This window comes from Halomonas campaniensis (assembly GCF_014193375.1).
Taxonomy (GTDB): domain Bacteria; phylum Pseudomonadota; class Gammaproteobacteria; order Pseudomonadales; family Halomonadaceae; genus Halomonas; species Halomonas campaniensis.
The window spans coordinates 36,714-57,277 of the sequence record NZ_JACHZF010000009.1; the positions used below are offsets into that span (position 1 = coordinate 36,714).

Genomic DNA, 20,564 nt, shown 5'->3' on the forward strand with positions numbered 1-20,564 from the left:
ATGCGCCGCCTTGCGCCGCACGTTGAGGGTGCGATAATGCCAGCCACTTCCCATTTTTCGCGCCGCCCGCCACGGGCCGGGCGGTGAAACACCACAAGGCCTCCCGCCAATGAATCCCAACTATCTCGACTTCGAACAGCCCATCGCCGAGCTCCAGGCCAAGATCGAGGAGCTGCGCCTGGTGGGCAACGACAGCCAGGTCAACCTCAGCGACGAGATCGGTCGCCTCGAGGAGAAGAGCCGCAAGCTCACCGAGTCCATCTTCAAGGACCTCACCCCCTGGCAGGTCTCCCAGCTCTCCCGCCATCCCCAGCGGCCCTACACCCTCGACTACCTGGAGCATGTCTTCACCGACTTCGACGAGCTTCACGGCGATCGCCACTTCGCCGATGACGCCGCCATCGTCGGCGGCGTGGCGCGCCTCGATGACCGTCCGGTGATGGTGATCGGCCACCAGAAGGGGCGCGAGGTGAAGGAGAAGGTGCGCCGCAACTTCGGCATGCCGCGCCCGGAGGGCTACCGCAAGGCCTGCCGCCTGATGGAGATGGCCGAGCGCTTCAGGATGCCGGTATTGACCTTCATCGACACCCCCGGGGCCTATCCGGGCATCGACGCCGAGGAGCGCGGCCAGTCCGAGGCGATCGCCTACAACCTGGCGGTGATGTCGCGCCTGCGCACGCCCATCGTCGCCACCGTGGTGGGCGAGGGGGGCTCCGGCGGGGCCCTGGCGATCGGCGTCTGCGACGAGCTGGCCATGCTGCAGTATTCCACCTACTCGGTGATCTCCCCCGAGGGCTGCGCCTCCATCCTGTGGAAGAGCGCCGAAAAGGCCTCCGATGCGGCCCAGGCGATGGGCATCACCGCCGAGCGCCTCAAGGAGCTGGGCCTGGTCGATACCCTGATCCCGGAACCCCTGGGCGGGGCCCACCGCCAGCCGGTCACCACCGCCGAGCGCGTCAGGGAGGCGCTGCTGGCCAGCCTCGAACGCCTCGAGGCGATGGACATGGAGAGCCTGCTGGCGCGTCGTTATGAGCGCCTGATGAGCTACGGCGCGCCGGCATAAGGGTGCCATGCCCCTCCAGTCCCTGATCGATGACGCCCTGGCGGAGACCCCGCCGGGGCGCGTCGTCTGGCTGGCCCTCTCCGGGGGCCTGGACTCCACGCTGCTGCTGGCGCTGGCCGCCGAGGCGTGCCGCCGCCATCCCCGCTCGCTCCACGCCCTCCACGTCCATCACGGCCTGCAGGCCGCCGCCGACGGCTTCGAGCTTCACTGTCGCCGGCTCTGCTCGCGGCTCGGGGTGCCGCTGTTCGTCGAGCGGGTGGCGGTGGACCCGGGCACGGGCCAGGGCCTGGAGGGGGCGGCCCGGGAAGCGCGCTACGCCGCCTTCGCCCGGCGTGTCCTGCCTGGCGAGACGCTCTGGCTGGCCCAGCATCGCGACGACCAGGCCGAGACCTTCCTGCTGGCGGCCCTGCGCGGCAGCGGCGTGACGGGCCTGGCGGCGATGCCGGCGCGACGCATCTGGCGCGACAGCCGGGTCGAGCGACCGCTGCTGGCGCACTCCCGGGCCGCGCTCGAGGCCGAGGCCGGCCGTCGCGGCCTCGCCTGGGTGGAGGATCCCTCCAACCGCGACCAGGCCCTGGACCGCAACTTCCTGCGCCGTGCGGTGCTGCCGCTGCTGGCGAGCCGCTGGCCCCACGCCGGCGAGGCGCTGTCGCGCAGTGCCGCGCTGGCCGGTGAGGCCGAGGGGCTGCTCGGCGAACTCGCCGAGCTCGACCTCGCCCGCCTCGGCGGTGACCCCACAGGCCTCCCGGCGGCGGGGCTGTCGGCGCTGACGCCCGCCCGCCAGCGGCTGCTGGTGCGCCACGCCTGCGGCCGGCTGGGGCTGCCGACCCCGCCGGCGAGGCGCCTGGAGACGCTGCTGGCGCAGCTCGGCGCCCGGCAGGGCGCCCGGCAGGGCGCCCGGACGCGGGTGGCCTGGCCCGGCGCCGAGGCGCGGGTGTGGCGGGGCCACCTCCATCTGCTGGCGCCTCCGATGGAGCTGCCGACGGGATGGCGGGCGACGTGGGATGGCCGCATGCCGCTGGCCACCCCGCTGGGCGAGTGCCGGCTGCGGCTGGTGGCGGAAGGGGAGCCGGCGGTCGGCACGCTTACGGTGGTGCCTCGCCGGGGCGGCGAGCGGCTGATGCTGGCCGGGCGCGGCAGCCGCGATCTCAAGCGGCTGCTGCAGGAGGCCGACGTGCCGCCCTGGGTGCGCGACCGGCTGCTGGTGGTGTGGCAGGGCGAGCGGGTCGTGGCGCTGCTCGACCCGCAGGCGTCCCGCTGGCTGGCCTGCGCCGAGGGCTGGCGGGCCCTTTCGCCGTCGCGCTGAGGGTCAGTCGGAGACCAGCTCCAGGGGCAGGCCGGCGGCCTTCTGGTAGGCCACCTCCTGCTCCAGGTCGGTGACCAGCAGGGTCGCCTCGTCACCGGGCTCGAGCCGCAGGCGCAGCGTCTCGCCCCGGGCCTCGAGCCGCGGCGGGGCGAGCGGCTGCTCGGGGCGGGTATGGTTCAGCAGCACCGCCAGGCGCAGCAGCCGGGCCAGGCGGGCATGGGAGTCCTGCTCCGAGTCGGGCAGGGCCTGCCACTCCTTGAGCGGGAACTTGCGCCGGTGGGCGCGCACCAGGAAGGCCAGCAGGCGCTGTTCCGGGCGCGAGAAGCCGGCCAGGTCGGAATGCTCCAGCAGGTAGGCGCCGTGGCGATGGAACTGGCTGTGGGAGATCGCCAGGCCGATCTCGTGGAGCCGGGCCCCCCAGGCCAGGAAGCGTGCCTGGTCGTCGTCCAGCCGCCACGCCTCGCGGACCTGCTCGAAGAGGGCGATGGCCGTCTCGGCCACGTTGGCGGCCTGTCGGCCATCCACCCCGTAGCAGCGCTCCAGGCTCTCCACGCTCTTCAGGCGAGAGTCCTCCGGACTGTTGCGCCCCACCATGTCATAGAGCACCCCCTCGCGCAGGGCCCCGTCGGCGTAGCGCATGCGCTCGAGCTCGAACGCCTCGAAGACGGCGCAGAGTACCGCGATGCCGGCAGGAAAGACCCTGGCTCGGTCGGGCTTGAGCCCCTCCAGGGCGACCCGGTCGAGCCGCTTGCACTTGATCAGCCGCTCGCGCAGGGCGGCCAGGCCCTCCCGGGTGATGACCCCCTCCGGCGCCCCGCCCGCGGCATGGATCACCGCGGCGGCCGCCTTGATGGTGCCGCTGGAGCCCACCGGATCCTCCCAGCCCAGCTCGCGGTACTGGCGGCGGATGTTGGCCAGCTCCGAGAGGGCGGCCAGCTCCGCGCGGCGGAAGCGCTTCTCGCTGATCTCGCCCTCGGGGAAGAAGCGTCCCGTGAAGGTGACGCAGCCCATGCGCAGGCTCTCCAGGGCCAGCGGCTCGAAGCGTTCACCGATGATGAACTCCGTGGAGCCGCCGCCGATGTCGACGATCAGCCGCCGACCGTCCTCGGCCAGGGCGTGGGCGGCGCCCAGGTAGATCAGGCGCGCCTCCTCGCGGCCGGCGATGATCTCGATACGGCAGCCCAGCAGCGCCTCGGCGCGGTCGATCAGCGCCTGACTGTTGGCGGCGTCGCGCAGGGCATTGGTCCCCACCACCCGCAGGTGGCCGGGGGCGATATCGGAGAGGTAGGGGGCGAAGCGCTCCAGGCAGGCCAGGGCCCGTGCCATGGTGGCCTCCTCCAGCACGCCGTCCTCGTCCAGGCCGGCGGCCAGCTGGACCTTCTCGCCCTGGCGGGCCACCACCTGCAGCCGGTTCTCCTGGTAGTTGGCGACCAGCAGGTGGAAGCTGTTGGAGCCCAGGTCGATGGCGGCCAGGCGCCGGGGGGCGGGCGCATCGGCAGGGGAGGTGTCAGCGGCGGCGTGGCCGGGGGCCGGGTCCAGTGGCGAGGTCATGGCGAGTCCTTGGAGTATGCTGGGTGAAAGGTTGCGGTCCGACCGGGTCCGTGTCAATTGCCGCGGCCATGGCAGGGCTTGCGTTTGGCAGCGGCCTTGACTAGTATCGGGGCGTTCGCCTGTTCCGAATGCTTCCCGACCGTTCCACGGCGATCCCGTCTCGGTCATTTCCAAGTCGTCAGACAGCCCACTGCTCTCAGCGTCGATGCCGGCCGATTGCCGACTCCGCTGATCAGGCGAAAGTGAAACCCGCACCCTCGACTCCCGACTCGGCCCGGCTGCCCCCTGTGGTGGTTCCCCCATGGCCATGGGATGCACATGACGAGTGGCGGCCTCCCCGGGCTCTGAACGCACCCCACGCGGCGTTATCGTCTCGCCTCCCGCCACACGCGGCGTACCGACGCCCGGCTTCCACGAGCAATCTCTGAACACACCGATGAATCTTACCGACCTCAAGCAAAAGCCCGTGCCGGACCTCCTGGAGATCGCCCGCGAGATGGGCATCGACAACCTGGCGCGCTCCCGCAAGCAGGACATCATCTTCGCCATCCTCAAGAAGCACGCCAAGAGCGGCGAGGACATCTACGGCGATGGCGTGCTCGAGATCCTGCAGGACGGGTTCGGCTTCCTGCGCAGCGCCGACAGTTCCTACCTGGCCGGCCCCGACGACATCTACGTCTCTCCCTCGCAGATCCGCCGCTTCAACCTGCGCAAGGGCGACTCCATTTCCGGCAAGATTCGACCGCCCAAGGAGGGCGAGCGCTACTTCGCGCTGCTCAAGGTCAGTCAGATCAACTTCGACAAGCCGGAGAACGCCAAGCACAAGATCCTCTTCGAGAACCTCACGCCGCTGTTCCCCCAGGAGCGGCTGCGCATGGAGATCGGCAACGGCTCCACCGAGGACCTCACCGCGCGGATCATCGACCTGGTCGCGCCCATCGGCAAGGGCCAGCGCGGCCTGCTGGTCTCGCCCCCCAAGGCGGGCAAGACGCTGATGCTGCAGAACATCGCCACCTCGATCACCCGCAACAATCCCGAGTGCCACCTGATCGTGCTGCTGATCGACGAGCGCCCGGAGGAGGTGACCGAGATGTCGCGCACGGTGCGCGGCGAGGTGGTGGCCTCGACCTTCGACGAGCCGCCGGCGCGCCATGTGCAGGTCGCCGAGATGGTGATCGAGAAGGCCAAGCGCCTGGTCGAGCACAAGAAGGACGTGGTGATCCTGCTCGACTCCATCACCCGCCTGGCGCGCGCCTACAACACCGTGGTGCCGAGCTCCGGCAAGGTGCTGACCGGCGGTGTCGACGCCCATGCCCTGGAGAAGCCCAAGCGCTTCTTCGGCGCGGCCCGCAACATCGAGGAGGGCGGCAGCCTGACCATCATCGCCACGGCGCTGGTGGACACCGGCTCCAAGATGGACGAGGTGATCTTCGAGGAGTTCAAGGGCACCGGCAACATGGAGGCGCACCTGGACCGCAAGCTGGCCGAGCGTCGCGTCTACCCGGCCATCAACATCCGCCGCAGCGGCACCCGCCGCGAGGACCTGATCGCCTCCGAGGACGAGATGCAGCGCATGTGGATCCTGCGCAAGCTGCTCAACCCCATGGAGGACACCGCGGCCACCGAGTTCCTGATCGATCGCCTCAAGGATACCAAGACCAACATCGAGTTCTTCGAGGCCATGAAGCGTCGTTGAGGCGAGCCCGCCGCGACTAGGGCGCAGGAAAGCTGTGCAATAGTTGTACGGGGAATCGAGGGGGCAGCATGTTATGCTGCCCCTTTCGTCGTACTGCAACCGGGAAATCCGAATGAAGTACAAGGACCTGCGGGAGTTCATCGCCGTCCTGGAGGCCCAGGGCGAGCTCAGGCGCATCACCGCCGAGGTGGATCCCTACCTCGAGATCACCGAGATCTGCGATCGCACCCTGCGTGCCGGCGGGCCGGCGCTGCTGTTCGAGAACGTCAAGGGCCACACCATGCCGCTGCTCGGCAACCTCTTCGGCACGCCGAAGCGGGTCGCCATGGGCATGGGCCAGGATTCCGTCGCCGCCCTGCGCGAGGTGGGCGAGCTGCTCGCCTTCCTCAAGGAGCCCGAGCCCCCGAAGGGCTTCCGTGACGCCTGGGACAAGCTGCCGATCTTCAAGCAGGTGATGAGCATGGGGCCGAAGACGGTGCGCTCGGCGCCGGTCCAGGCGCTCGTCCATGAGGGCGACGAGGTCGACCTCGACCGCCTGCCGATCCAGCACTGCTGGCCCGGCGACGCCGCGCCGCTGGTCACCTGGCCGCTGGTGATCACCCGCGGCCCCCACAAGACGCGCCAGAACCTGGGCATCTACCGCCAGCAGAAGCTCTCCAGGAACCGCCTGATCATGCGCTGGCTCTCCCATCGCGGCGGGGCGCTGGACTTCCTGGAGTTCCAGAAGGCCCATCCCGGCGAGCCCTTCCCGGTGGCGGTGGCGCTGGGCGCCGATCCCGCCACCATCCTCGGCGCGGTGACCCCGGTGCCGGACTCGCTCTCCGAGTACGCCTTCGCCGGGCTGCTGCGCGGCTCGCGCACCGAGCTGGTCAAGTGCGGCCATGCCGATCTGGAAGTGCCTGCGTCAGCAGAAATCATCCTGGAAGGCTTCATCTACCCGGACGACATGGCGCCGGAGGGGCCCTACGGCGACCACACCGGCTACTACAACGAGATCGACCACTTCCCGGTGTTCACGGTGACGCGCATGACCATGCGCGAGAACGCCATCTACCACTCCACCTATACCGGTCGCCCGCCCGATGAGCCGGCGATCCTGGGGCTGGCGCTGAACGAGGTGTTCGTGCCGATCCTGCGCAAGCAGTTTCCCGAGATCGTCGACTTCTACCTGCCCCCGGAAGGCTGCTCCTACCGCATGGCGGTGGTGACCATGAAGAAGCAGTACCCGGGCCACGCCAAGCGGGTGATGATGGGCGTGTGGAGCTTCCTGCGCCAGTTCATGTACACCAAGTTCGTGGTGGTGCTCGACGACGACGTCAGCGCCCGCGACTGGGAGGACGTGATCTGGGCCATCACCACGCGCATGGACCCGGCCCGGGACACCGTGATGGTGGAGAACACCCCCATCGACTACCTGGACTTCGCCTCGCCGGTGGCGGGGCTGGGCTCCAAGATGGGCCTGGATGCCACCAGCAAGTGGCCCGGCGAGACCGACCGGGAGTGGGGCACGCCCATCGTCATGGACGAGGCCGTGAAGGCCCGCGTCAGCGAACGCTGGCACGAGCTGGGCATCGAACTCCCCGACAACACACCCTGACAACGCATGAGGCACTCATGACCCCAAGGACCCTGACCTGCCTGGTCACCGAGGTCGAGGATCTCACCCCGGACGTCTTCCGTGTCCAGCTGGAGGGCCGGCCCGAGGCCGTGGCCCACGCCCCCGGGCAGTACCTCGAGCTCAGGCTCGACGACGAGACCTGGGTGCCCTTCTCCATTGCCAACGCCCACGGCGGTGACGGCATGATCGAGCTGCACATCCAGCACTGGCCCGAGCGGGAGAACTCCGCCCGCCTGCGCGAGCTGGTCCAGGTGGCCGAACGGCTGACCCTGCGCCTGCCCGGCGGCGACTGCGTGCTGGACCCGGACAGCCGCCGTCCGCTGCTGCTGATCGCCGCCGGCACCGGCTTCGCCCAGATGAAGGCGATCGTCGAGGCGGCGCTGCACGAGGACCCCGAGCGGCAGGTCGACCTGTGGTGGGCGGCCCGGGAGCGTCGCGACCTCTACCTGGAGCGCCTTCCCCGGGAGTGGGCGGAGGGGCATGCCCACTTCCGCTTCCATGCGGTGAGCGAGGTTGCCCCCGAGACCCCGGTCGACGGTGAGCGGATCCGCGGTCACCGTGGGCGCATCGACCAGGCCCTGGCCGCGGCGCTCGACGATGTCTCGGGCCATGACGTCTACCTCTCCGGCTCGCCGGGCATGGTCTACGCCTGCGTGGACGTGCTGGCGTCGCTGGGGCTCTCCCCCTCGCGGGTCTTCTCCGATGTCTTCGCCTATGCCCCCCGGGACCCCATCGTGCCCACCGCCGGCAGCCTGGTCCGGGAGGCCCGCTCATGAGCGCCTCGCCGATCCTGATCACCGGCGGCGCCCAGCGGCTGGGTCGCCACTGTGCCGAGCGCCTGCGGGACGACGGCCATCCGGTGATCATCAGCTACCGCCGCGAGCGCCCCGAGCTCGAGGCGCTGCGCGAGCGTGGCATCGTCACCCTGCCGGCCGACTTCTCCAGCGAGGCGGGGATCCTCGACTTCCTCGCGCGCCTCAAGGCCGAGACGTCGTCGCTGCGGGCCATCGTCCACAACGCCAGCGACTGGGCCCCGGACTCCAGCGGGGCCGAGGCGGGGGCCACCTTCGAACGGCTGTTCCGGGTGCACATGCTGGCGCCCTACCTGATCAACCTGCATGCCCGCGAGCTGCTCGAGGCGTGCAGCGAACCCCAGCGCGACATCGTGCACATGACCGACTATGTGGTGCAGAAGGGCTCGCGCAAGCATGCCGCCTATGCCGCCAGCAAGGCGGGGCTGGCCAACCTGACCCTGTCGTTCGCCGCCATGTACGCCCCGACGATCCAGGTCAACGCCATCGCCCCCGCGCTGATCATGCTCAACGAGGGCGACGACGAGGCCTATGCCGAGAAGGCCCGTGCCAAGTCGGCCATGGAGATGGTTCCCGGCCCGGGGGTGATCTACCAGAGCCTGCGCTACCTGCTCGACAACCGCTACGTCACCGGGGTGACCCTGCCCGTGGACGGTGGTCGGCACCTGCGCTAGGGGGGCGTCGCCGACGGCAACGCCCTCGTGTGACCGGCATCGGCCTGCCGGTGTGAGGCGGCAGGCCGCTGCGCTGAGCGCCGCCATCTGCAACATCCTGGCCCGGCGGGGCCGGTCGCTGGCGCGGCGCATCTCGGCTAGAATGGCCGGGCAACCGGCAAGACCCCCTGACAGCAAAACCCTCGAAGAAGGAGCAATCCATGGCGGGACACGACGAGAACTTCAAGGACGACAGCGGCCTGCTGGCCGTGGTCCTGGGCCTGGCGGTGCTGGTGGGCATGAGCGCCCTGCCGGCCACCATCGGCTGGGTGCAGGTCTTCAGCGGCTGATCGGCGCTGCCTTCGGCGCACTTGCCAGCCCCTGCCCGATACGGCACGATGTTCGCAAGACTCAGGAGATGACCATGACCGCATTCGCCATCGACTCCCTTCGCCATCGCGCTGCCGCGCGTGGGGTCGTGGTGTCCGACAGCGGTCGCCGGGGCTGGTATGGCTACTTTATGACCGGTGTGCCGGCGGCCATGTCCTGAGCAGCAGACGAGACATCGCCGAGAGGCACGCCCCACCCGGGTCGCCTCCCCACAGAACCCCCGGAAGGCGTCCCGCTCCGGGGGTTCTGCGTTTCCGGCCAGTCGATTCACCCGCACCTCAAGATGACAGACAGGAGAGGCACCATGACCGCAGCCATCGCCCATCGCCCGCTGACCGGCTTCACCGGCTATTACGGCTATTGGCGATTTAGCGAGCTGCGGTCGTGCCAGTGCGCCACCTCCGACCGTAGCGCCATCGGTGGCACCCGATCGACACGATGTATCCCCGCTACCCGGAGTTGACGCCATGAATGCTTCCCTCGCCACCGCCCTGGCCCGCACCGAGCCGGACGCCGCCCCCCGGCCCACCGCCCACCTGCCCCTGCCCACCCCCGGCGAGCTGCGCCGTGCCCTGCCCCTGGAGGAAGGCACGGCCCGCCAGGTCGAGGGTCAGCGCCAGGCGATCCGTGACATCCTCGCCGGTCGCGACGACCGGCTGCTGGTGGTCGTTGGCCCCTGCTCGATCCACGACCCCGAGGCGGCCCTCGAGTATGCCCGTCGCCTCGCCGAGCTGGCGCCGCGCATCTCGGACCGGATGCTGCCGGTGATGCGGGTCTACGTGGAGAAGCCGCGCACCACCGTGGGGTGGAAGGGGCTCGCCTATGACCCCGGCCTGGATGGCTCGGGCGACATGGCCCGCGGCCTCGAGGTCTCGCGGCGGCTGATGCGCGACGTGGCCGAGCTGGGCCTGCCGGTGGCCACCGAGCTGCTGCAGCCGATGCTGGCGCCCTACCTGGAGGACCTGCTGGCCTGGGTCGCCATCGGTGCGCGCACCACCGAATCCCAGCTGCATCGCGAACTGGCCAGCGGGCTCGACGCCGTGGTGGGCTTCAAGAACGCCACCGGCGGTGACATCGGCGTGGCGCTGGACGCCATGCGGGCCGCGGCCCATCCCCACCAGCACTTCGGCCTCGACGCCACGGGCCGTCCGGTGGTGCAGCACACCCCCGGCAACGCCCATACCCACCTGGTGCTGCGCGGCGGCCACGGCGAGCCCAACTACCAGGCTGCCCACGTGCAGGCGGCACGCCGCGCCCTCGAGGAGGCCGGGCTCACGCCGCGGCTGATGGTCGACTGCAGCCACGCCAATGCCCGCAAGGATCACCGTCGCCAGAGCGAGGTGCTGGTGGACGTGCTGGCCCAGCGCCTGGCCGGGGAGGGGGCGCTCGCCGGCCTGATGATCGAGAGCCACCTGCACGAGGGCAGGCAGCCCCTGGAGCCCGGTCGGCTGCGCCGCGGGGTCTCGGTGACCGACGCCTGCATCGGCTGGGAGACCACCGAGCACCTGCTGCTGAGCGCAGCCGAGCGTCTGCGCTAGTCCTGTACCCCGGGGGGCGGAGTCGGGATAATCACCCCGATTTCCGATTCGCCCCCCAGGAGGCCCCATGCCGTTCCAGTTCGAAGACCACGACCCCGAGACCTACCGCCGCAAGGGCCGCTTCATCAGCCTGGCCATGGCCGGCCAGCTGATCGTCTTCGGGCTGGTCTTCTCGCAGCTGCTGCAGGCCCTCTTCGACGGCGGCTTCTGGCTCAACGTGGTGGGGGTGCTGCTCGGGCTGGTGGCCACCAGCCTGGTGTTCGCCGTGCTCCGCGAACGCCCCTGGATGACCGAGATGCGCTACGTCTGGCAGCTCAAGCACCATCTCTCCCGGGTCAGCGGCTACCTGCCGGCCCTGCGCAAGGGCATGGCGGAGGACAACGACACCGCCCTGGCGGTGATGGCCTTCTACCACCAGGGCATGGCCCAGCTGGCCGAGCTCAACGGCCGTACCCTGGACGACGACGCCGAACTCCTCGCCGAGCGCCAGAAGGTGCGCCTGGCCCGCCAGGCGCGCGGCCTGCCCGAGCGCGTCGAGGGCTTCGACCCCCATGACCTGGCCGCCTTCAAGCGCGGCTGACGCCGCCAGGGGGGCGGGACGCTGGGCGGCTCGTGGCGCGTCAGGGGAGACGCTCGAAGGTCGCCTCGACCCGGATCTCCTCGCCCTGTCGTGAGAGCTCCCAGTCCCGTGCCCACCAGCCACCCTGGGCCGCCCACTCGCTGAAGGCCAGGAAGACCGAGATGTCCCGTACCCTGGCGAGCACCCGTCGCTGGTCCAGCGCCTCCTCGACGCGCACCTCCTGCATGCCGAGGGCGTGGGCCCGCGCGTTCCAGGCCTCCGCGGATGCCGCAGGATCCGTGACGCGCGCCTCGGGCGCGGCAGGGGGCAGGGGGAGCGGTGCGTGCCGTGCCACCAGGTAGGCACTCATCAGGAGGATCACCCCCCCTCCTGCCATGAGTCGCAGTCGCTGCCCCGGCGGCCTAGCCTGCCAGGCCCCGAGGAGCCGTTCAGCGGTCGGCGTCATGCTTGGCCCCCTCCATTGCCCTGCCAGGCCTGCAGGTCGATATCGATCGACAGGCGTCCACTCTCCCGGTGCCATACGACCTCGGCCGAACTGCCGAGGCTGGCGAAAGGCGCCGCGTCGCGGGTGCCCTCGGGGAGTTGCCAGGTGATGGAGAGGTGCTGCCCCTCGACGGCATAGCGAACCACTTCGGCACCTTGACCCATGAGTGTCTCCTCCATGCCAGCGAGGATCTCCCGCAGGCGCTGATTGCGTTCCCGGAACGTCTCTCCCGTCATCTGGCCGGCGGCCTGCCGCGGCTCGCCGGCGTGCAGCGTCCCGGCCAGCCATGGCCAGGCCGACAATCCCAGGTGGGCGGCCAGCAGTAGCGCCAGGGCCACGCCCGACCCACCGGTGACCCGGAGGGGTGAGGCACGATGGCCCGGCAGGGCAGGCAGCCGTGTCGGCAGGTGACGGGCATAGAGGGAGAGCCGTGCCGCCGGTGACGGCACGGCGTCCTCCGCGAGGCCGGCCGGGACCTGTCGCGTCCTCTCGCGCAGTCCCGGGGGCAGCAGGGCCTCCCACTCCCGTGGCCAGAGCAGCCACTCCACGCTTGCGGGCTCGGCGGCCTCCCCGGGAAGTGCCTTGATCATCCAGTGGTCGGTGTCACCCAGAACGCTCAGGGTCTCGGGCGCCGGCGGGTCCGGCAGGCCCATGAACTCACTTGCCCAGTGGGTCACGGTCACGCCACGAGCCTCCAGCCACGCCTGCCACTCGCGGAGCCGCCGGCGCTCCACGGCGATCAGCTCGAGATGCCCCGCCGACCGGTTCAGGGCCGCGAGCTCGAGATCGGCCACCTCGCCGGCGACCTGCTCCTCGATCAGCAGCGGCCACTCTCGCTCCCGGATGCCCCTGGGGGCTGCCGGATGGAAGTGGCTGACCGCCTCGGGATGGAGCAGCAGGACCGTGGCGTGGAGGCGGCTGAGCGCGGCGACCCTGTCCACTGCCATGCTCTCCTCCGGCCCCCCCAGGGTGCCGCTTTCGAGGACACCCTCCCGGTCGGGGAGAGTGACATCGACAACGGCCCAGTCCAGCCGGGCGTGGTCGGCCTCCCCGGGCGGGGTCCGGGTCCGGCAGCGGAGGATCAGGCGTGGGGGCGGCCGCCTGGCGGACGGGCCCGGCAGGCGAAATCGGAAGTTCATGGTGTCTCGTCCTCGGGGCGGATCCGCCCGGTCTCTGCTGTCGTCGGGATCATGCCCTCGCTGCGCCTGGCCAGGGTGCGGACCCTGGCTGCCGCCACTCGCGGCGACCAGTTGCTGACGCCCTCGGCCTGGAGCAGGCGCTGGAAGCGATACGGCGTATCACCGATGCTGACGGTGATGCCCAGCTCGAGGTAGTCGGGAGCGAGGGTCATGCGGTTTCCCAGCTCGCGGAGCCAGTCTGCCTGGTTCCCCAGCACCGCCTGGACCTCGTCGATGCCGGTGTAGCCCGCGGGTGGCCGGGCGGCGATCAGCCGGGCGAGCTGGGGCCCCGGCACCCGGTCCTCGAGGAGGGCCTCGAGCATCGGCAGCTGGTCCTCTCGCAGGCTGTTGAGGTTGAGGCGCCATGGCCCCGTGTCGGGCATGACGCAGAGCGACGGATGGCGCCGGTAGCGCTCGGGGTCCAGTGGCGCCACCCAGTTGAGTTCGCTGAGGTCCACCAGGGGCGCGTCGGCGGTGGTGCGAGGCGGGTCCAGCAAGGCGTAGTCGAGGCCATCCAGGCTGTCGGGGCGCGGCTGGCTGTCCGCATCGATCCAGTCGGCGAGCCGTGCCACCAGGCGGTGGGGGGGGAGCCCCCGTTCGGCCGACCCTGGCAGGACCCGCTGCAGCTGACGCTCGGCGAGCGCTGCGTCAGGACCGGCCAGCGAATTGAGGTTGAAGCAGGTCCGCAGGTCGCGGATCCGCACCTCCACGTGGCCTTCCGGCGTCTCCAGCCGCTGGGGCTCGCCCGCCAGCCGACGCCACCACGCGGGCGCCAGGCGTGCCGCCGGGTCGGTCAGGGCCCGCTCGACGAGCAGTTCGGCTCCCCTGGCATGGAAGCGCGCCTGGGTCTCGGCCTGGAGGAGGGACAGTCGCCGCAGGTCGCGCCGCCCCTCTTCCGCCAGGCCGGCCAGCAGCAGGCTGCTCAGCGCCAGGCAGAGCAGGACCATGAGCAGGGCGACGCCCCCCTGTCGTGACATCGTCATCGCTCCCTGACCTCCGGCAACGGGGCCGTCAGGCGAGTGACCTGGCCGTGACGCACCCACTCGACCCGGATGCCGCGCGGCAGGGGGCGGCCGGCCGGGGCGGACTGCCAGCGGGATCCGTCGTGGAACGCCAGGCGCACTGCCTCGATCCCGTCCAGTTCCGCAACGGTCTGCCAGCCGGGCTCGCCGGCGGCGTCCAGTTCCCCGCTTGACGCCAGGCGGAGCCGCCCCTCCTCGTACCAGCTGAGTCGCTGCCGCCGCACCCGGGTGTAGTGATCGTCGACGGAAAGGGGAGTGCCGCTGGCGGACACCCACTCCAGCCGCTGAAGGTTGTCCCGGTAGTCCAGTGGCGGGTTGAGCAGCGGCCGGCCCCGGACATGCAGGGGGCGCACCACCAGGCTCTCCAGGCGGCGCTCGAGCAGCTGCGAGAAGTGCAGGTCGCGGAGCCCGGCCGGTGGCGATGCCAGCGCCTCGCGCGCATCGATCAGGCGATTCACCAGGCTGGCGATGGCGAGGCCCAGCATGGCCGTGAGGGCCAGGGCGACCAGCACCTCCAGCAGGGTGAAGCCGCGTTCGTGTCGAGTGGCGGTGGGGGAGGTCATGGTGCCAGGAAGACCGTGAACCGAAGGGGGCGGGGGTCCGGCGGAGCCGACACCTGCAGGGTGCCTCGCCGCACCTCGGGGAGCCCGGTCTCCTCCACCTCGAGCTGCCAGTGGCATTCCGAAGCCTGCCCGGCGTGTGGCCCTTCATGGTGGCCGACGTCCGGCCAGTAGCGCTCGATGGCGAACTCGCTCTCCAGGCTCCTGGCGCAGAGGATCAGGGGCAGGCGCTGCTGCTGGGTCAGCGAGATGGCGGTGCGCTGGTAGAGGCTCTGGCTGACGGTCACCGCCAGGATGGCCAGGATGAACAGCGCCACCATGACCTCGAGGAGGGTGAAGCCCGACGACTCGGCCGTCGGGAGGACGCGGCGGGCGACGCTCATCGCATCACCTGCGGCCCGGCGGGGGCGCCCGGGCCCAGGGTGGGGGGCGCGATCCTTGCCGCGCCGGTCCCCAGGCGAAGGGTGATCTCGCTGCCCGCGATCTCGCCATCGGGCCACCAGATCCATGCCGGCATCACGTCTGCCTCGCGCGCCCGGGGAGCCTCCAGGGTCAGGCCCTCGGGCCAGTGCACCGGTCGCAGGGTGCGCTCCCCCAGGGGGATCCACCGGCCCTGGTGCAGGGCCATGAACCGATAGCCTGTCGCGTCCGGCCGCCAGCCGATGACTCGCCCGCCCAGCCAGGCCTGCTCCCCGGCGCTGGCCAGGTCGCGCTGGAGCCTCTCGGTGGCGACCTCCAGCGGCTGGCCAAGGCTCCGGTCGAGCCAGGCCACGGCCAGTGAGGCGGCCACGCCCATGATCCCCAGGACCACCATGAGCTCCAGGAGGGTGAAGCCGGCGTGCGCTGCCGCTGGCCTCGGGCTCATAGCATCCAGTTGCCGATGTCGGCATCCAGCCCCTTGCCGCCGGGGCGGGCGTCGGCCCCCAGGCTGTAGACGTCGATGTCGCCGTGCTGCCCGGGCTGGCGGTACTGGTAGGGGTTCCCCCAGGGGTCGGTGGGCAGGCGGCGGACATACCCGCCCTGGCGGTACTGGCGAGGCAGGGGCTCCTGGGTCGGGGCCTTCTGCAGGGCCTCGAGCCCCTGGGCTGTCGTCGGATAGCGGAGATTGTCGAGCCGGTACATGTCCAGGGCCTGTTCCAGCGTCGCGAGGTCGGCGCGAACCTTCTGGCGCATGGCATCGTCCTGATTGCTGAGGACATTGGGCGCCACGATGGCGACCAGCAGGCCGATGATGAAGATCACGACCATGATCTCGAGGAGGGTGAAGCCTTGTTGCCGGCAGGAGCGGGAGAGTCGATGGGACATCCGGGGGCCTCGCAGGGGGTCAGAGGGAAAGGGAGCCGTTGAGGCTCATGATCGGTAGCAGGATCGCCAGGACGATGACCAGCACGACCCCGCCCATGGCGAGGATGAGCAGTGGCTCGAAGAGCCCCATGGCCAGGTCGACCCGCCGGGCGAAGGTGGCCTCACGGGACTCGGCGATCCGTTCCAGCAGGATGTCGAGCCGGCCGCTCGCTTCCCCGCTGGCGACCATGTGCAGCAGGGTCGGGGGGAAACGCCCGGTCCGGGCCATGGCGCGGTTGAGGCTGATGCCGGCGCCGACGTCATCGGCGATGGCCTCCACGGCCTCGCGCATCAGCGTGTTGCCCAGGGTGTCGCGGCTGACCCGCAGGGCGTCGAGGAGCGGGATGCCGCTGCCGGTCAGGATGGCCAGGGTGCGCGTCAGCCGCGCGGTGTCCTGCAGCAGCAGCAGTTCACCGATCCGCGGAATGCCCAGGAGCATGGCATGCCAGCGCCGCCGGATCGCCGGGCGTCGGTAGAGCCGCTCGGCGACGATCATCAGCAGGCCGACAAGGCCCAGCAGCCAGATGCCCCAGGCCTGCAGGCCATGGGACAGGGCGATCAGCGCCTGGGTCAGCCAGGGCAGGGTCATGCTGGAATGCTCGAACTGTGCGGCCAGCCGCGGCACCACGTGCGTCATGAGGCCCGTGACGACCGCGATGGAGACCAGAATCAGCACGCAGGGGTAGATCAGGGCGGTGCGGGCCTTGTTGCGCAGTGCCTCGGCCCGCTCGAGATGGTCGGCGAGCCGCTCCAGCACGCTGGCCAGGCGACCGGCGCGCTCGCCGGCGGCGACCAGGGTGCGATAGAGCGCGTCGAAACTGGCCGGGTGGGCGGCCAGGCTCTCGGCCAGGGAGTGGCCCTCGCGCACCCGGCGCAGGACGTCGAGCAGCAGCCCCCGCGACTTGGGCTCCTCGGATTGCCTGGTCAGGGCATCCAGGGCATCGCCGATGGGGATGCCGGCATCCACCAGGGTGGCGAGCTGGCGCGTCAGCAGGGCCAGGCTCTCGTTGTCGAGCCGTTGGCGGCGGAGCAGGCCGGGACGCTGCGCCACCGGATTCAGGCGCCGGGGAAACAGCCCCTGGTCGCGCAGCAGCTGCCTGGCATGCTGCTCGCTGTCGGCCTGCAGCACGTTGCGGGCTCGCGAACCGTCTCGCTTGAGGGCCAGGTAGCGGTAGGTGGGCATCCAGGATCCACGTGGTGAGAAGTCAGCGTCATGTTGCCGTCGGGATGTTGCAGTTTGTTGTCGCGGCTCAGTGGTGCAGTGCCCTGACCACCTCCTCGACGCTGGTCTCCCCCGACGTCAAGGGCGCCAGGGCGGCGGCATTCAGCGAGGCGTGTCGTGCGAAGGCATGCCGCGCCAGTTCGGGCTCCGGCAGGCGGTCATGGATCATGCCCGCCAGGGTCTCGTCGATCGCGATGAACTCGTAGAGCCCGAGGCGTCCCCGGTAGCCGGCCTGCTCGCAGTGCTCGCAGCCCACGGCATCCGCGACCTGGTCCAGGCCCTCCACCCCGGGAATCCAGCGGGCCTCGGCGGCGGTCGGTGCCCGCCAGCGCCGGCAGGCGGGGCAGAGCCGGCGTACCAGGCGCTGGGCCATCACGCCCTTGAGGCTGTTGGCCAGCAGATAGGGCTCGATACCCATGTCGCGCAGCCGGACGATGGCGCCGAGCGCGCTGTTGGTGTGCAGGGTCGACAGCACCAGATGGCCGGTCAGGCTGGCCTGGACGGCGATCGCGGCCGTCTCCACGTCGCGGATCTCGCCGATCATGATCACGTCGGGGTCCTGGCGGAGGATGGCCCTCAGGCCATGGGCGAAGGTCAGGCCCGCCTGGGGGTTGACCGGGGTCTGGCCGATGCCCGGAATGGCATATTCGACGGGGTCCTCCACGGTCAGGATGCTGCGGCGGCTGTCGTTGAGGTGGGCGAGGCTGGCGTAGAGCGTGGTGGTCTTGCCCGAGCCGGTGGGGCCGGTGTTGAGCAGGATGCCGTTGGGACGGGCCAGGGCGTCACGGTAGTCGGCCAGCACCCCGGCGGGCATGCCGATCCGCTCGAGCTCGAGCAGCGAGGCCTGCTTGTCGAGCAGGCGCATCACGACCCGCTCGCCGTGGATGCCGGGCAGGGTCGAGACCCGGATATCCACGGCGCGGCCGGCGACCCGCGCGCCGATGCGTCCATCCTGGGGCTGGCGCTTCTCGGCGATGTCCAGCTTGGCCATGACCTTGATTCGCGAGATCAGCATCGGGGCCAGCACCCGCGGCGGACCCAGGGCGACCCGCAGCGTGCCATCCACCCGCAGCCTGATGGTGAGCGCATTCTCGAAGGGCTCGATATGGATGTCCGAGGCCCCGAGCCGCAGGGCCTCCGAGAAGATGGCATTGATCAGGCGAATGACCGGGGCCTCGCTCTCGGTGTCCAGCAGGTCCTCCGTCGCCGGGAGGTCGTGCATCAGGCTGTCCAGGTCCACCTTCTCGGCGAGGCCGTCGATCAGGGTCTCGGTGGTGGCCCGGCGGTCGTCGTGGAGTCGCCCCAGCCGGCCCTCGAACTCGCCCGACGTCAGCCACTCGACGCTCAGGGGCGGGCCGTGCCGACGCTGCACCTCGAGCAGGGAGGCGATGTCGGCATCTTCACGGCACACCAGGCCATAGCCGCCCGGGTGCCATTCGATGGCCACCCCGCTGTGGCGCGACAGCCGATAGGGGAGCAGCGCTCCAGGGAGCGAGGGGGCGGCAGGCGCCTCCGGCGGCATCGAGGTCCCTTGCTGGCTCATGGTGCCAGTTCCCCCAGGCGACCCCGGGCCGAGGGGTAGAGGGTGTTCAGCGACAGCGAGGCCTCCTCCCACGGCGGCAGGGTCTGCTCCTCGTCGAGCTGGTGCAGCAGCTGCTGGGCGCGCATGAAGCGATACTTCTCGGCGCTGGCGGCATCCAGGGCCTGGTCGTCCCGGACGACCCGGGCACGGATGAAGACCATCAGGTTCTGCTTCTCGCTGGCTCGGTCGGAGTAGCGGAAGAGGTTGCCGACCAGCGGGATATCCCCCAGCAGCGGCACCTGCTGGCGGGAGTTGCGCCCCTGGTTGCTGATCAGGCCACCCAGCACGACGATGCCGCCATCCCGGGCCGTCACAGCGGTCTCGATCTCGCGCTTGTTGGTGACCACGTCGCTGGCGGAGACGTTGCTGGCGATGGAGGAGACCTCTTGGGTGATCGACAGGCGAATGGTGTTGTCGGCGCTGATCTGGGGGCGGATTCGCAGCTTGATGCCCACGTCCTCGCGCTGGATGGTCTGGAAGGGGTTGGTGTTGTCGACGGTGGTCGAGCCGGTCACGAACGGGACCTCCTGGCCGACCAGGATATAGGCCTCGGCATTGTCCAGGGTCATCAGCGATGGGGTCGACAGCAGGTTGGTCTCGGCATCGCTCTGCAGGGCGTTGAGCAGGGCCGCGAAGCTCACGCCCCCGCTGTCGAGGCGCCCCACGCCGGTGGTGATGCCGTTGATGCCGCCGAGCAGTCCCCCCAGGGTGGACGTGTCACCAGCGGCCCCCGCCGCTGCCAGCTCGGTGATGCCCGTCGAGGACGAGGTGGCGAAGTTGATGCCGCCCACCGGGACCGTGCTGCCCGACCCGGTATCGGCGAACAGCCACTGCATGCCCAGCTGCCGTGCCCGGGATTCGGTGATCTCGGCGATGATGGCCTCCACGGCGACCTGGGCCCGACGGATATCGAGCTGGGCCACGATGCTCAGGTAGGCCTCCAGCTGCTCCGGCGGTCCGCTGAGGATCAGCGCATTGGTCGAGGGGTGGACGGCCAGGGCGACATCGGCAGCGGAGGCCGATGGCCGGCCGGCCGGCAGGGCCCTGCCCACCGGCGATTCGGGCGCGGTGGCCGGGGCGGTGTCCGGCACCACGCCATTCGCGCGCAGCGACTCCAGCACCGCCATCACCTCCTCGGCCGCGGCATGGTTCAGGTAGACGACCCGGGTGCGGGCATGCCGCTCCACCGGGGTGTCGAGCCCCTCCGCCAATGCCCTGGCACGCTGACGGTCACTGCGGTCACCGAATACCACCAGGGCACCGGCGTTGGGCGCGGCGATCACCCTGGCGTTCCCGGCCCCGCCCGACTGCAGGATGCCGTCCAGGGTCTCGCTGAGGTCCTCCGGACGGGCGTGCCGGAGCGGAATGATCTCGGCGCGCGCCTCCTGTCGGGAGTCGATCAGCCTGGCCAGCCGTGTCAGGCGCTCCAGGTTGTCCTGCCAGTCGGTGATCACCACCAGCCGACTCTCCGGGTAGGGCGTGATGGTGCCGGTGCGGGCATCCACCAGGGGTTCGAGGATGGTCGCCAGCGTGGCGGCGTCCAGCTGACGGGTCTCGATCACCGTGGTGGCGATCGTGTGGCCGTCTCGCGCCTCGTCGAGGAGCGGCAGTGGCTGCGTCCTGGCGAGCTCGTCCGGTACGACCCGCACCTGGCCGTCGGGGAGCGGCACGGTGGCGAAGCCGTTCACCTGCAGCTCGTCCTGGAAGACCCGGTAGAGCTCCTCGGCATCGAGGCTGCGCTGGCTGGTCAGGCTGATGGTGCCCTGGACCCTGGGGTCGACCACGAAGCGGCGCTGGGTGATGCGCCCGATGCTCTCGATGAACTCCCCGATGCTGACATTCCGGAAGTCGACGTCGTAGCGATCCGCGCCCGTTTCGGGCAAGGCGGGCTGGGCCAGTGCCGTGGAGGCCAGGGTCGCCAGGCAGAGGACGGCAATCAGGTGGCGGGGATTCATGCAAGGGACT

The 20,564-nt window shown here is 70.6% G+C and carries 21 protein-coding genes; 10 read left to right on the forward strand and 11 right to left on the reverse strand.

Annotated features, from left to right (window positions below):
- The first annotated feature begins 109 nt into the window (after positions 1-109).
- The gene (accA, locus tag BDK63_RS07370) at positions 110-1,063 is read left to right on the forward strand and encodes an acetyl-CoA carboxylase carboxyl transferase subunit alpha (RefSeq protein WP_183330726.1); all 954 of its coding nucleotides are present in this window, start codon (positions 110-112) and stop codon (positions 1,061-1,063) included.
- Positions 1,064-1,070: 7 nt separating this feature from the next.
- Positions 1,071-2,369: a tRNA lysidine(34) synthetase TilS gene (gene tilS / locus BDK63_RS07375; protein ID WP_183330727.1), complete on the forward strand. Its 1,299-nt coding sequence runs from the start codon at positions 1,071-1,073 to the stop codon at positions 2,367-2,369.
- Between the two features lie 3 nt (positions 2,370-2,372).
- On the opposite strand, the gene ppx is transcribed toward tilS, so the two are convergent.
- Positions 2,373-3,920 carry an exopolyphosphatase gene (gene ppx, locus BDK63_RS07380; protein ID WP_183330728.1) on the reverse strand — a complete coding sequence of 516 codons (1,548 nt, stop codon included), beginning with the start codon at positions 3,918-3,920 and terminating at the stop codon, positions 2,373-2,375.
- A 436-nt stretch (positions 3,921-4,356) separates the two neighbouring features.
- Here ppx and rho point away from each other — a divergent pair, with 436 nt between their 5' ends.
- The 8 genes from rho to BDK63_RS07410 all read left to right on the forward strand — a co-directional run bounded on the left by rho (position 4,357) and on the right by BDK63_RS07410 (position 11,207).
- Positions 4,357-5,616: a transcription termination factor Rho gene (rho, locus tag BDK63_RS07385; RefSeq protein WP_183330729.1), complete on the forward strand. Its 1,260-nt coding sequence runs from the start codon at positions 4,357-4,359 to the stop codon at positions 5,614-5,616.
- Between the two features lie 112 nt (positions 5,617-5,728).
- Positions 5,729-7,213, forward strand: a complete 1,485-nt coding sequence (gene ubiD, locus BDK63_RS07390; protein WP_183330730.1) for a 4-hydroxy-3-polyprenylbenzoate decarboxylase — start codon at positions 5,729-5,731, stop codon at positions 7,211-7,213.
- 17 nt (positions 7,214-7,230) lie between these two features.
- A complete protein-coding gene (locus BDK63_RS07395) occupies positions 7,231-8,010 on the forward strand; it encodes an NAD(P)H-flavin reductase (RefSeq protein ID WP_183330731.1) in 780 nt (259 codons plus the stop codon).
- Entirely contained in the window at positions 8,007-8,720 is a 714-nt protein-coding gene (gene folM, locus BDK63_RS07400; RefSeq protein WP_183330732.1) for a dihydromonapterin reductase, read from the forward strand. The genes BDK63_RS07395 and folM overlap by 4 nt, the downstream gene beginning before the upstream one ends.
- A gap of 200 nt (positions 8,721-8,920) precedes the next feature.
- Entirely contained in the window at positions 8,921-9,049 is a 129-nt protein-coding gene (locus BDK63_RS18650; protein ID WP_281379245.1) for a hypothetical protein, read from the forward strand.
- Positions 9,050-9,123: 74 nt separating this feature from the next.
- The gene (locus BDK63_RS18655; protein WP_281379247.1) at positions 9,124-9,249 is read left to right on the forward strand and encodes a hypothetical protein; all 126 of its coding nucleotides are present in this window, start codon (positions 9,124-9,126) and stop codon (positions 9,247-9,249) included.
- 307 nt (positions 9,250-9,556) lie between these two features.
- On the forward strand, positions 9,557-10,627 hold the full coding sequence (locus BDK63_RS07405) for a 3-deoxy-7-phosphoheptulonate synthase (protein WP_183330733.1): 1,071 nt from the start codon (positions 9,557-9,559) through the stop codon (positions 10,625-10,627).
- 67 nt (positions 10,628-10,694) lie between these two features.
- Positions 10,695-11,207 (forward strand): DUF3087 family protein, encoded by a 513-nt coding sequence (locus tag BDK63_RS07410; protein WP_183330734.1) that lies wholly within the window; start codon positions 10,695-10,697, stop codon positions 11,205-11,207.
- A 40-nt stretch (positions 11,208-11,247) separates the two neighbouring features.
- On the opposite strand, the gene BDK63_RS07415 is transcribed toward BDK63_RS07410, so the two are convergent.
- The 10 genes from BDK63_RS07415 to gspD all read right to left on the reverse strand — a co-directional run bounded on the left by BDK63_RS07415 (position 11,248) and on the right by gspD (position 20,554).
- Positions 11,248-11,568: a hypothetical protein gene (locus BDK63_RS07415; protein WP_183330735.1), complete on the reverse strand. Its 321-nt coding sequence runs from the start codon at positions 11,566-11,568 to the stop codon at positions 11,248-11,250.
- Positions 11,569-11,648: 80 nt separating this feature from the next.
- Positions 11,649-12,830 carry a type II secretion system protein GspL gene (locus tag BDK63_RS07420; RefSeq protein WP_183330736.1) on the reverse strand — a complete coding sequence of 394 codons (1,182 nt, stop codon included), beginning with the start codon at positions 12,828-12,830 and terminating at the stop codon, positions 11,649-11,651.
- The gene (gene gspK / locus BDK63_RS07425; RefSeq protein ID WP_246385928.1) at positions 12,827-13,846 is read right to left on the reverse strand and encodes a type II secretion system minor pseudopilin GspK; all 1,020 of its coding nucleotides are present in this window, start codon (positions 13,844-13,846) and stop codon (positions 12,827-12,829) included. Before gspK ends, BDK63_RS07420 begins: the two co-directional genes overlap by 4 nt.
- Before the next feature lie 2 nt (positions 13,847-13,848).
- Entirely contained in the window at positions 13,849-14,454 is a 606-nt protein-coding gene (locus BDK63_RS07430) for a prepilin-type N-terminal cleavage/methylation domain-containing protein (RefSeq protein WP_183330738.1), read from the reverse strand.
- Entirely contained in the window at positions 14,451-14,834 is a 384-nt protein-coding gene (locus BDK63_RS07435) for a type II secretion system protein (RefSeq protein ID WP_183330739.1), read from the reverse strand. Before BDK63_RS07435 ends, BDK63_RS07430 begins: the two co-directional genes overlap by 4 nt.
- Entirely contained in the window at positions 14,831-15,316 is a 486-nt protein-coding gene (locus tag BDK63_RS18400; RefSeq protein WP_425485946.1) for a prepilin-type N-terminal cleavage/methylation domain-containing protein, read from the reverse strand. Before BDK63_RS18400 ends, BDK63_RS07435 begins: the two co-directional genes overlap by 4 nt.
- Complete coding sequence (gene gspG, locus BDK63_RS07445) at positions 15,313-15,756, reverse strand: type II secretion system major pseudopilin GspG (protein ID WP_183330740.1); 444 nt, start codon at positions 15,754-15,756, stop codon at positions 15,313-15,315. The genes BDK63_RS18400 and gspG overlap by 4 nt, the downstream gene beginning before the upstream one ends.
- A 19-nt stretch (positions 15,757-15,775) precedes the next feature.
- Positions 15,776-16,978, reverse strand: a complete 1,203-nt coding sequence (gene gspF, locus BDK63_RS07450) for a type II secretion system inner membrane protein GspF (RefSeq protein WP_183330741.1) — start codon at positions 16,976-16,978, stop codon at positions 15,776-15,778.
- Between the two features lie 67 nt (positions 16,979-17,045).
- Positions 17,046-18,560: a GspE/PulE family protein gene (locus BDK63_RS07455; protein WP_221202550.1), complete on the reverse strand. Its 1,515-nt coding sequence runs from the start codon at positions 18,558-18,560 to the stop codon at positions 17,046-17,048.
- Positions 18,557-20,554, reverse strand: coding sequence for a type II secretion system secretin GspD (gene gspD / locus BDK63_RS07460; protein ID WP_183330742.1), 1,998 nt, complete (start codon positions 20,552-20,554; stop codon positions 18,557-18,559). The genes BDK63_RS07455 and gspD overlap by 4 nt, the downstream gene beginning before the upstream one ends.
- Positions 20,555-20,564 lie beyond the last annotated feature (10 nt).

What these genes read in the sequence shown, in the direction of transcription:
- gspG (WP_183330740.1), bottom strand. Translation starts at nt 15,756, where the DNA reads ATGTCCCATCGACTCTCCCGCTCCTGCCGGCAACAAGGCTTCACCCTC.
- accA (WP_183330726.1), top strand. Translation starts at nt 110, where the DNA reads ATGAATCCCAACTATCTCGACTTCGAACAGCCCATCGCCGAGCTCCAG.
- BDK63_RS18650 (WP_281379245.1), top strand. Translation starts at nt 8,921, where the DNA reads ATGGCGGGACACGACGAGAACTTCAAGGACGACAGCGGCCTGCTGGCC.
- BDK63_RS07405 (WP_183330733.1), top strand. Translation starts at nt 9,557, where the DNA reads ATGAATGCTTCCCTCGCCACCGCCCTGGCCCGCACCGAGCCGGACGCC.
- gspD (WP_183330742.1), bottom strand. Translation starts at nt 20,554, where the DNA reads ATGAATCCCCGCCACCTGATTGCCGTCCTCTGCCTGGCGACCCTGGCC.
- BDK63_RS07435 (WP_183330739.1), bottom strand. Translation starts at nt 14,834, where the DNA reads ATGAGCGTCGCCCGCCGCGTCCTCCCGACGGCCGAGTCGTCGGGCTTC.
- rho (WP_183330729.1), top strand. Translation starts at nt 4,357, where the DNA reads ATGAATCTTACCGACCTCAAGCAAAAGCCCGTGCCGGACCTCCTGGAG.
- ppx (WP_183330728.1), bottom strand. Translation starts at nt 3,920, where the DNA reads ATGACCTCGCCACTGGACCCGGCCCCCGGCCACGCCGCCGCTGACACC.
- tilS (WP_183330727.1), top strand. Translation starts at nt 1,071, where the DNA reads ATGCCCCTCCAGTCCCTGATCGATGACGCCCTGGCGGAGACCCCGCCG.
- BDK63_RS07410 (WP_183330734.1), top strand. Translation starts at nt 10,695, where the DNA reads ATGCCGTTCCAGTTCGAAGACCACGACCCCGAGACCTACCGCCGCAAG.
- BDK63_RS07395 (WP_183330731.1), top strand. Translation starts at nt 7,231, where the DNA reads ATGACCCCAAGGACCCTGACCTGCCTGGTCACCGAGGTCGAGGATCTC.
- gspK (WP_246385928.1), bottom strand. Translation starts at nt 13,846, where the DNA reads ATGTCACGACAGGGGGGCGTCGCCCTGCTCATGGTCCTGCTCTGCCTG.
- BDK63_RS07430 (WP_183330738.1), bottom strand. Translation starts at nt 14,454, where the DNA reads ATGACCTCCCCCACCGCCACTCGACACGAACGCGGCTTCACCCTGCTG.
- gspF (WP_183330741.1), bottom strand. Translation starts at nt 16,978, where the DNA reads ATGCCCACCTACCGCTACCTGGCCCTCAAGCGAGACGGTTCGCGAGCC.
- BDK63_RS18400 (WP_425485946.1), bottom strand. Translation starts at nt 15,316, where the DNA reads ATGAGCCCGAGGCCAGCGGCAGCGCACGCCGGCTTCACCCTCCTGGAG.
- BDK63_RS07455 (WP_221202550.1), bottom strand. Translation starts at nt 18,560, where the DNA reads ATGAGCCAGCAAGGGACCTCGATGCCGCCGGAGGCGCCTGCCGCCCCC.
- ubiD (WP_183330730.1), top strand. Translation starts at nt 5,729, where the DNA reads ATGAAGTACAAGGACCTGCGGGAGTTCATCGCCGTCCTGGAGGCCCAG.
- folM (WP_183330732.1), top strand. Translation starts at nt 8,007, where the DNA reads ATGAGCGCCTCGCCGATCCTGATCACCGGCGGCGCCCAGCGGCTGGGT.
- BDK63_RS18655 (WP_281379247.1), top strand. Translation starts at nt 9,124, where the DNA reads ATGACCGCATTCGCCATCGACTCCCTTCGCCATCGCGCTGCCGCGCGT.
- BDK63_RS07420 (WP_183330736.1), bottom strand. Translation starts at nt 12,830, where the DNA reads ATGAACTTCCGATTTCGCCTGCCGGGCCCGTCCGCCAGGCGGCCGCCC.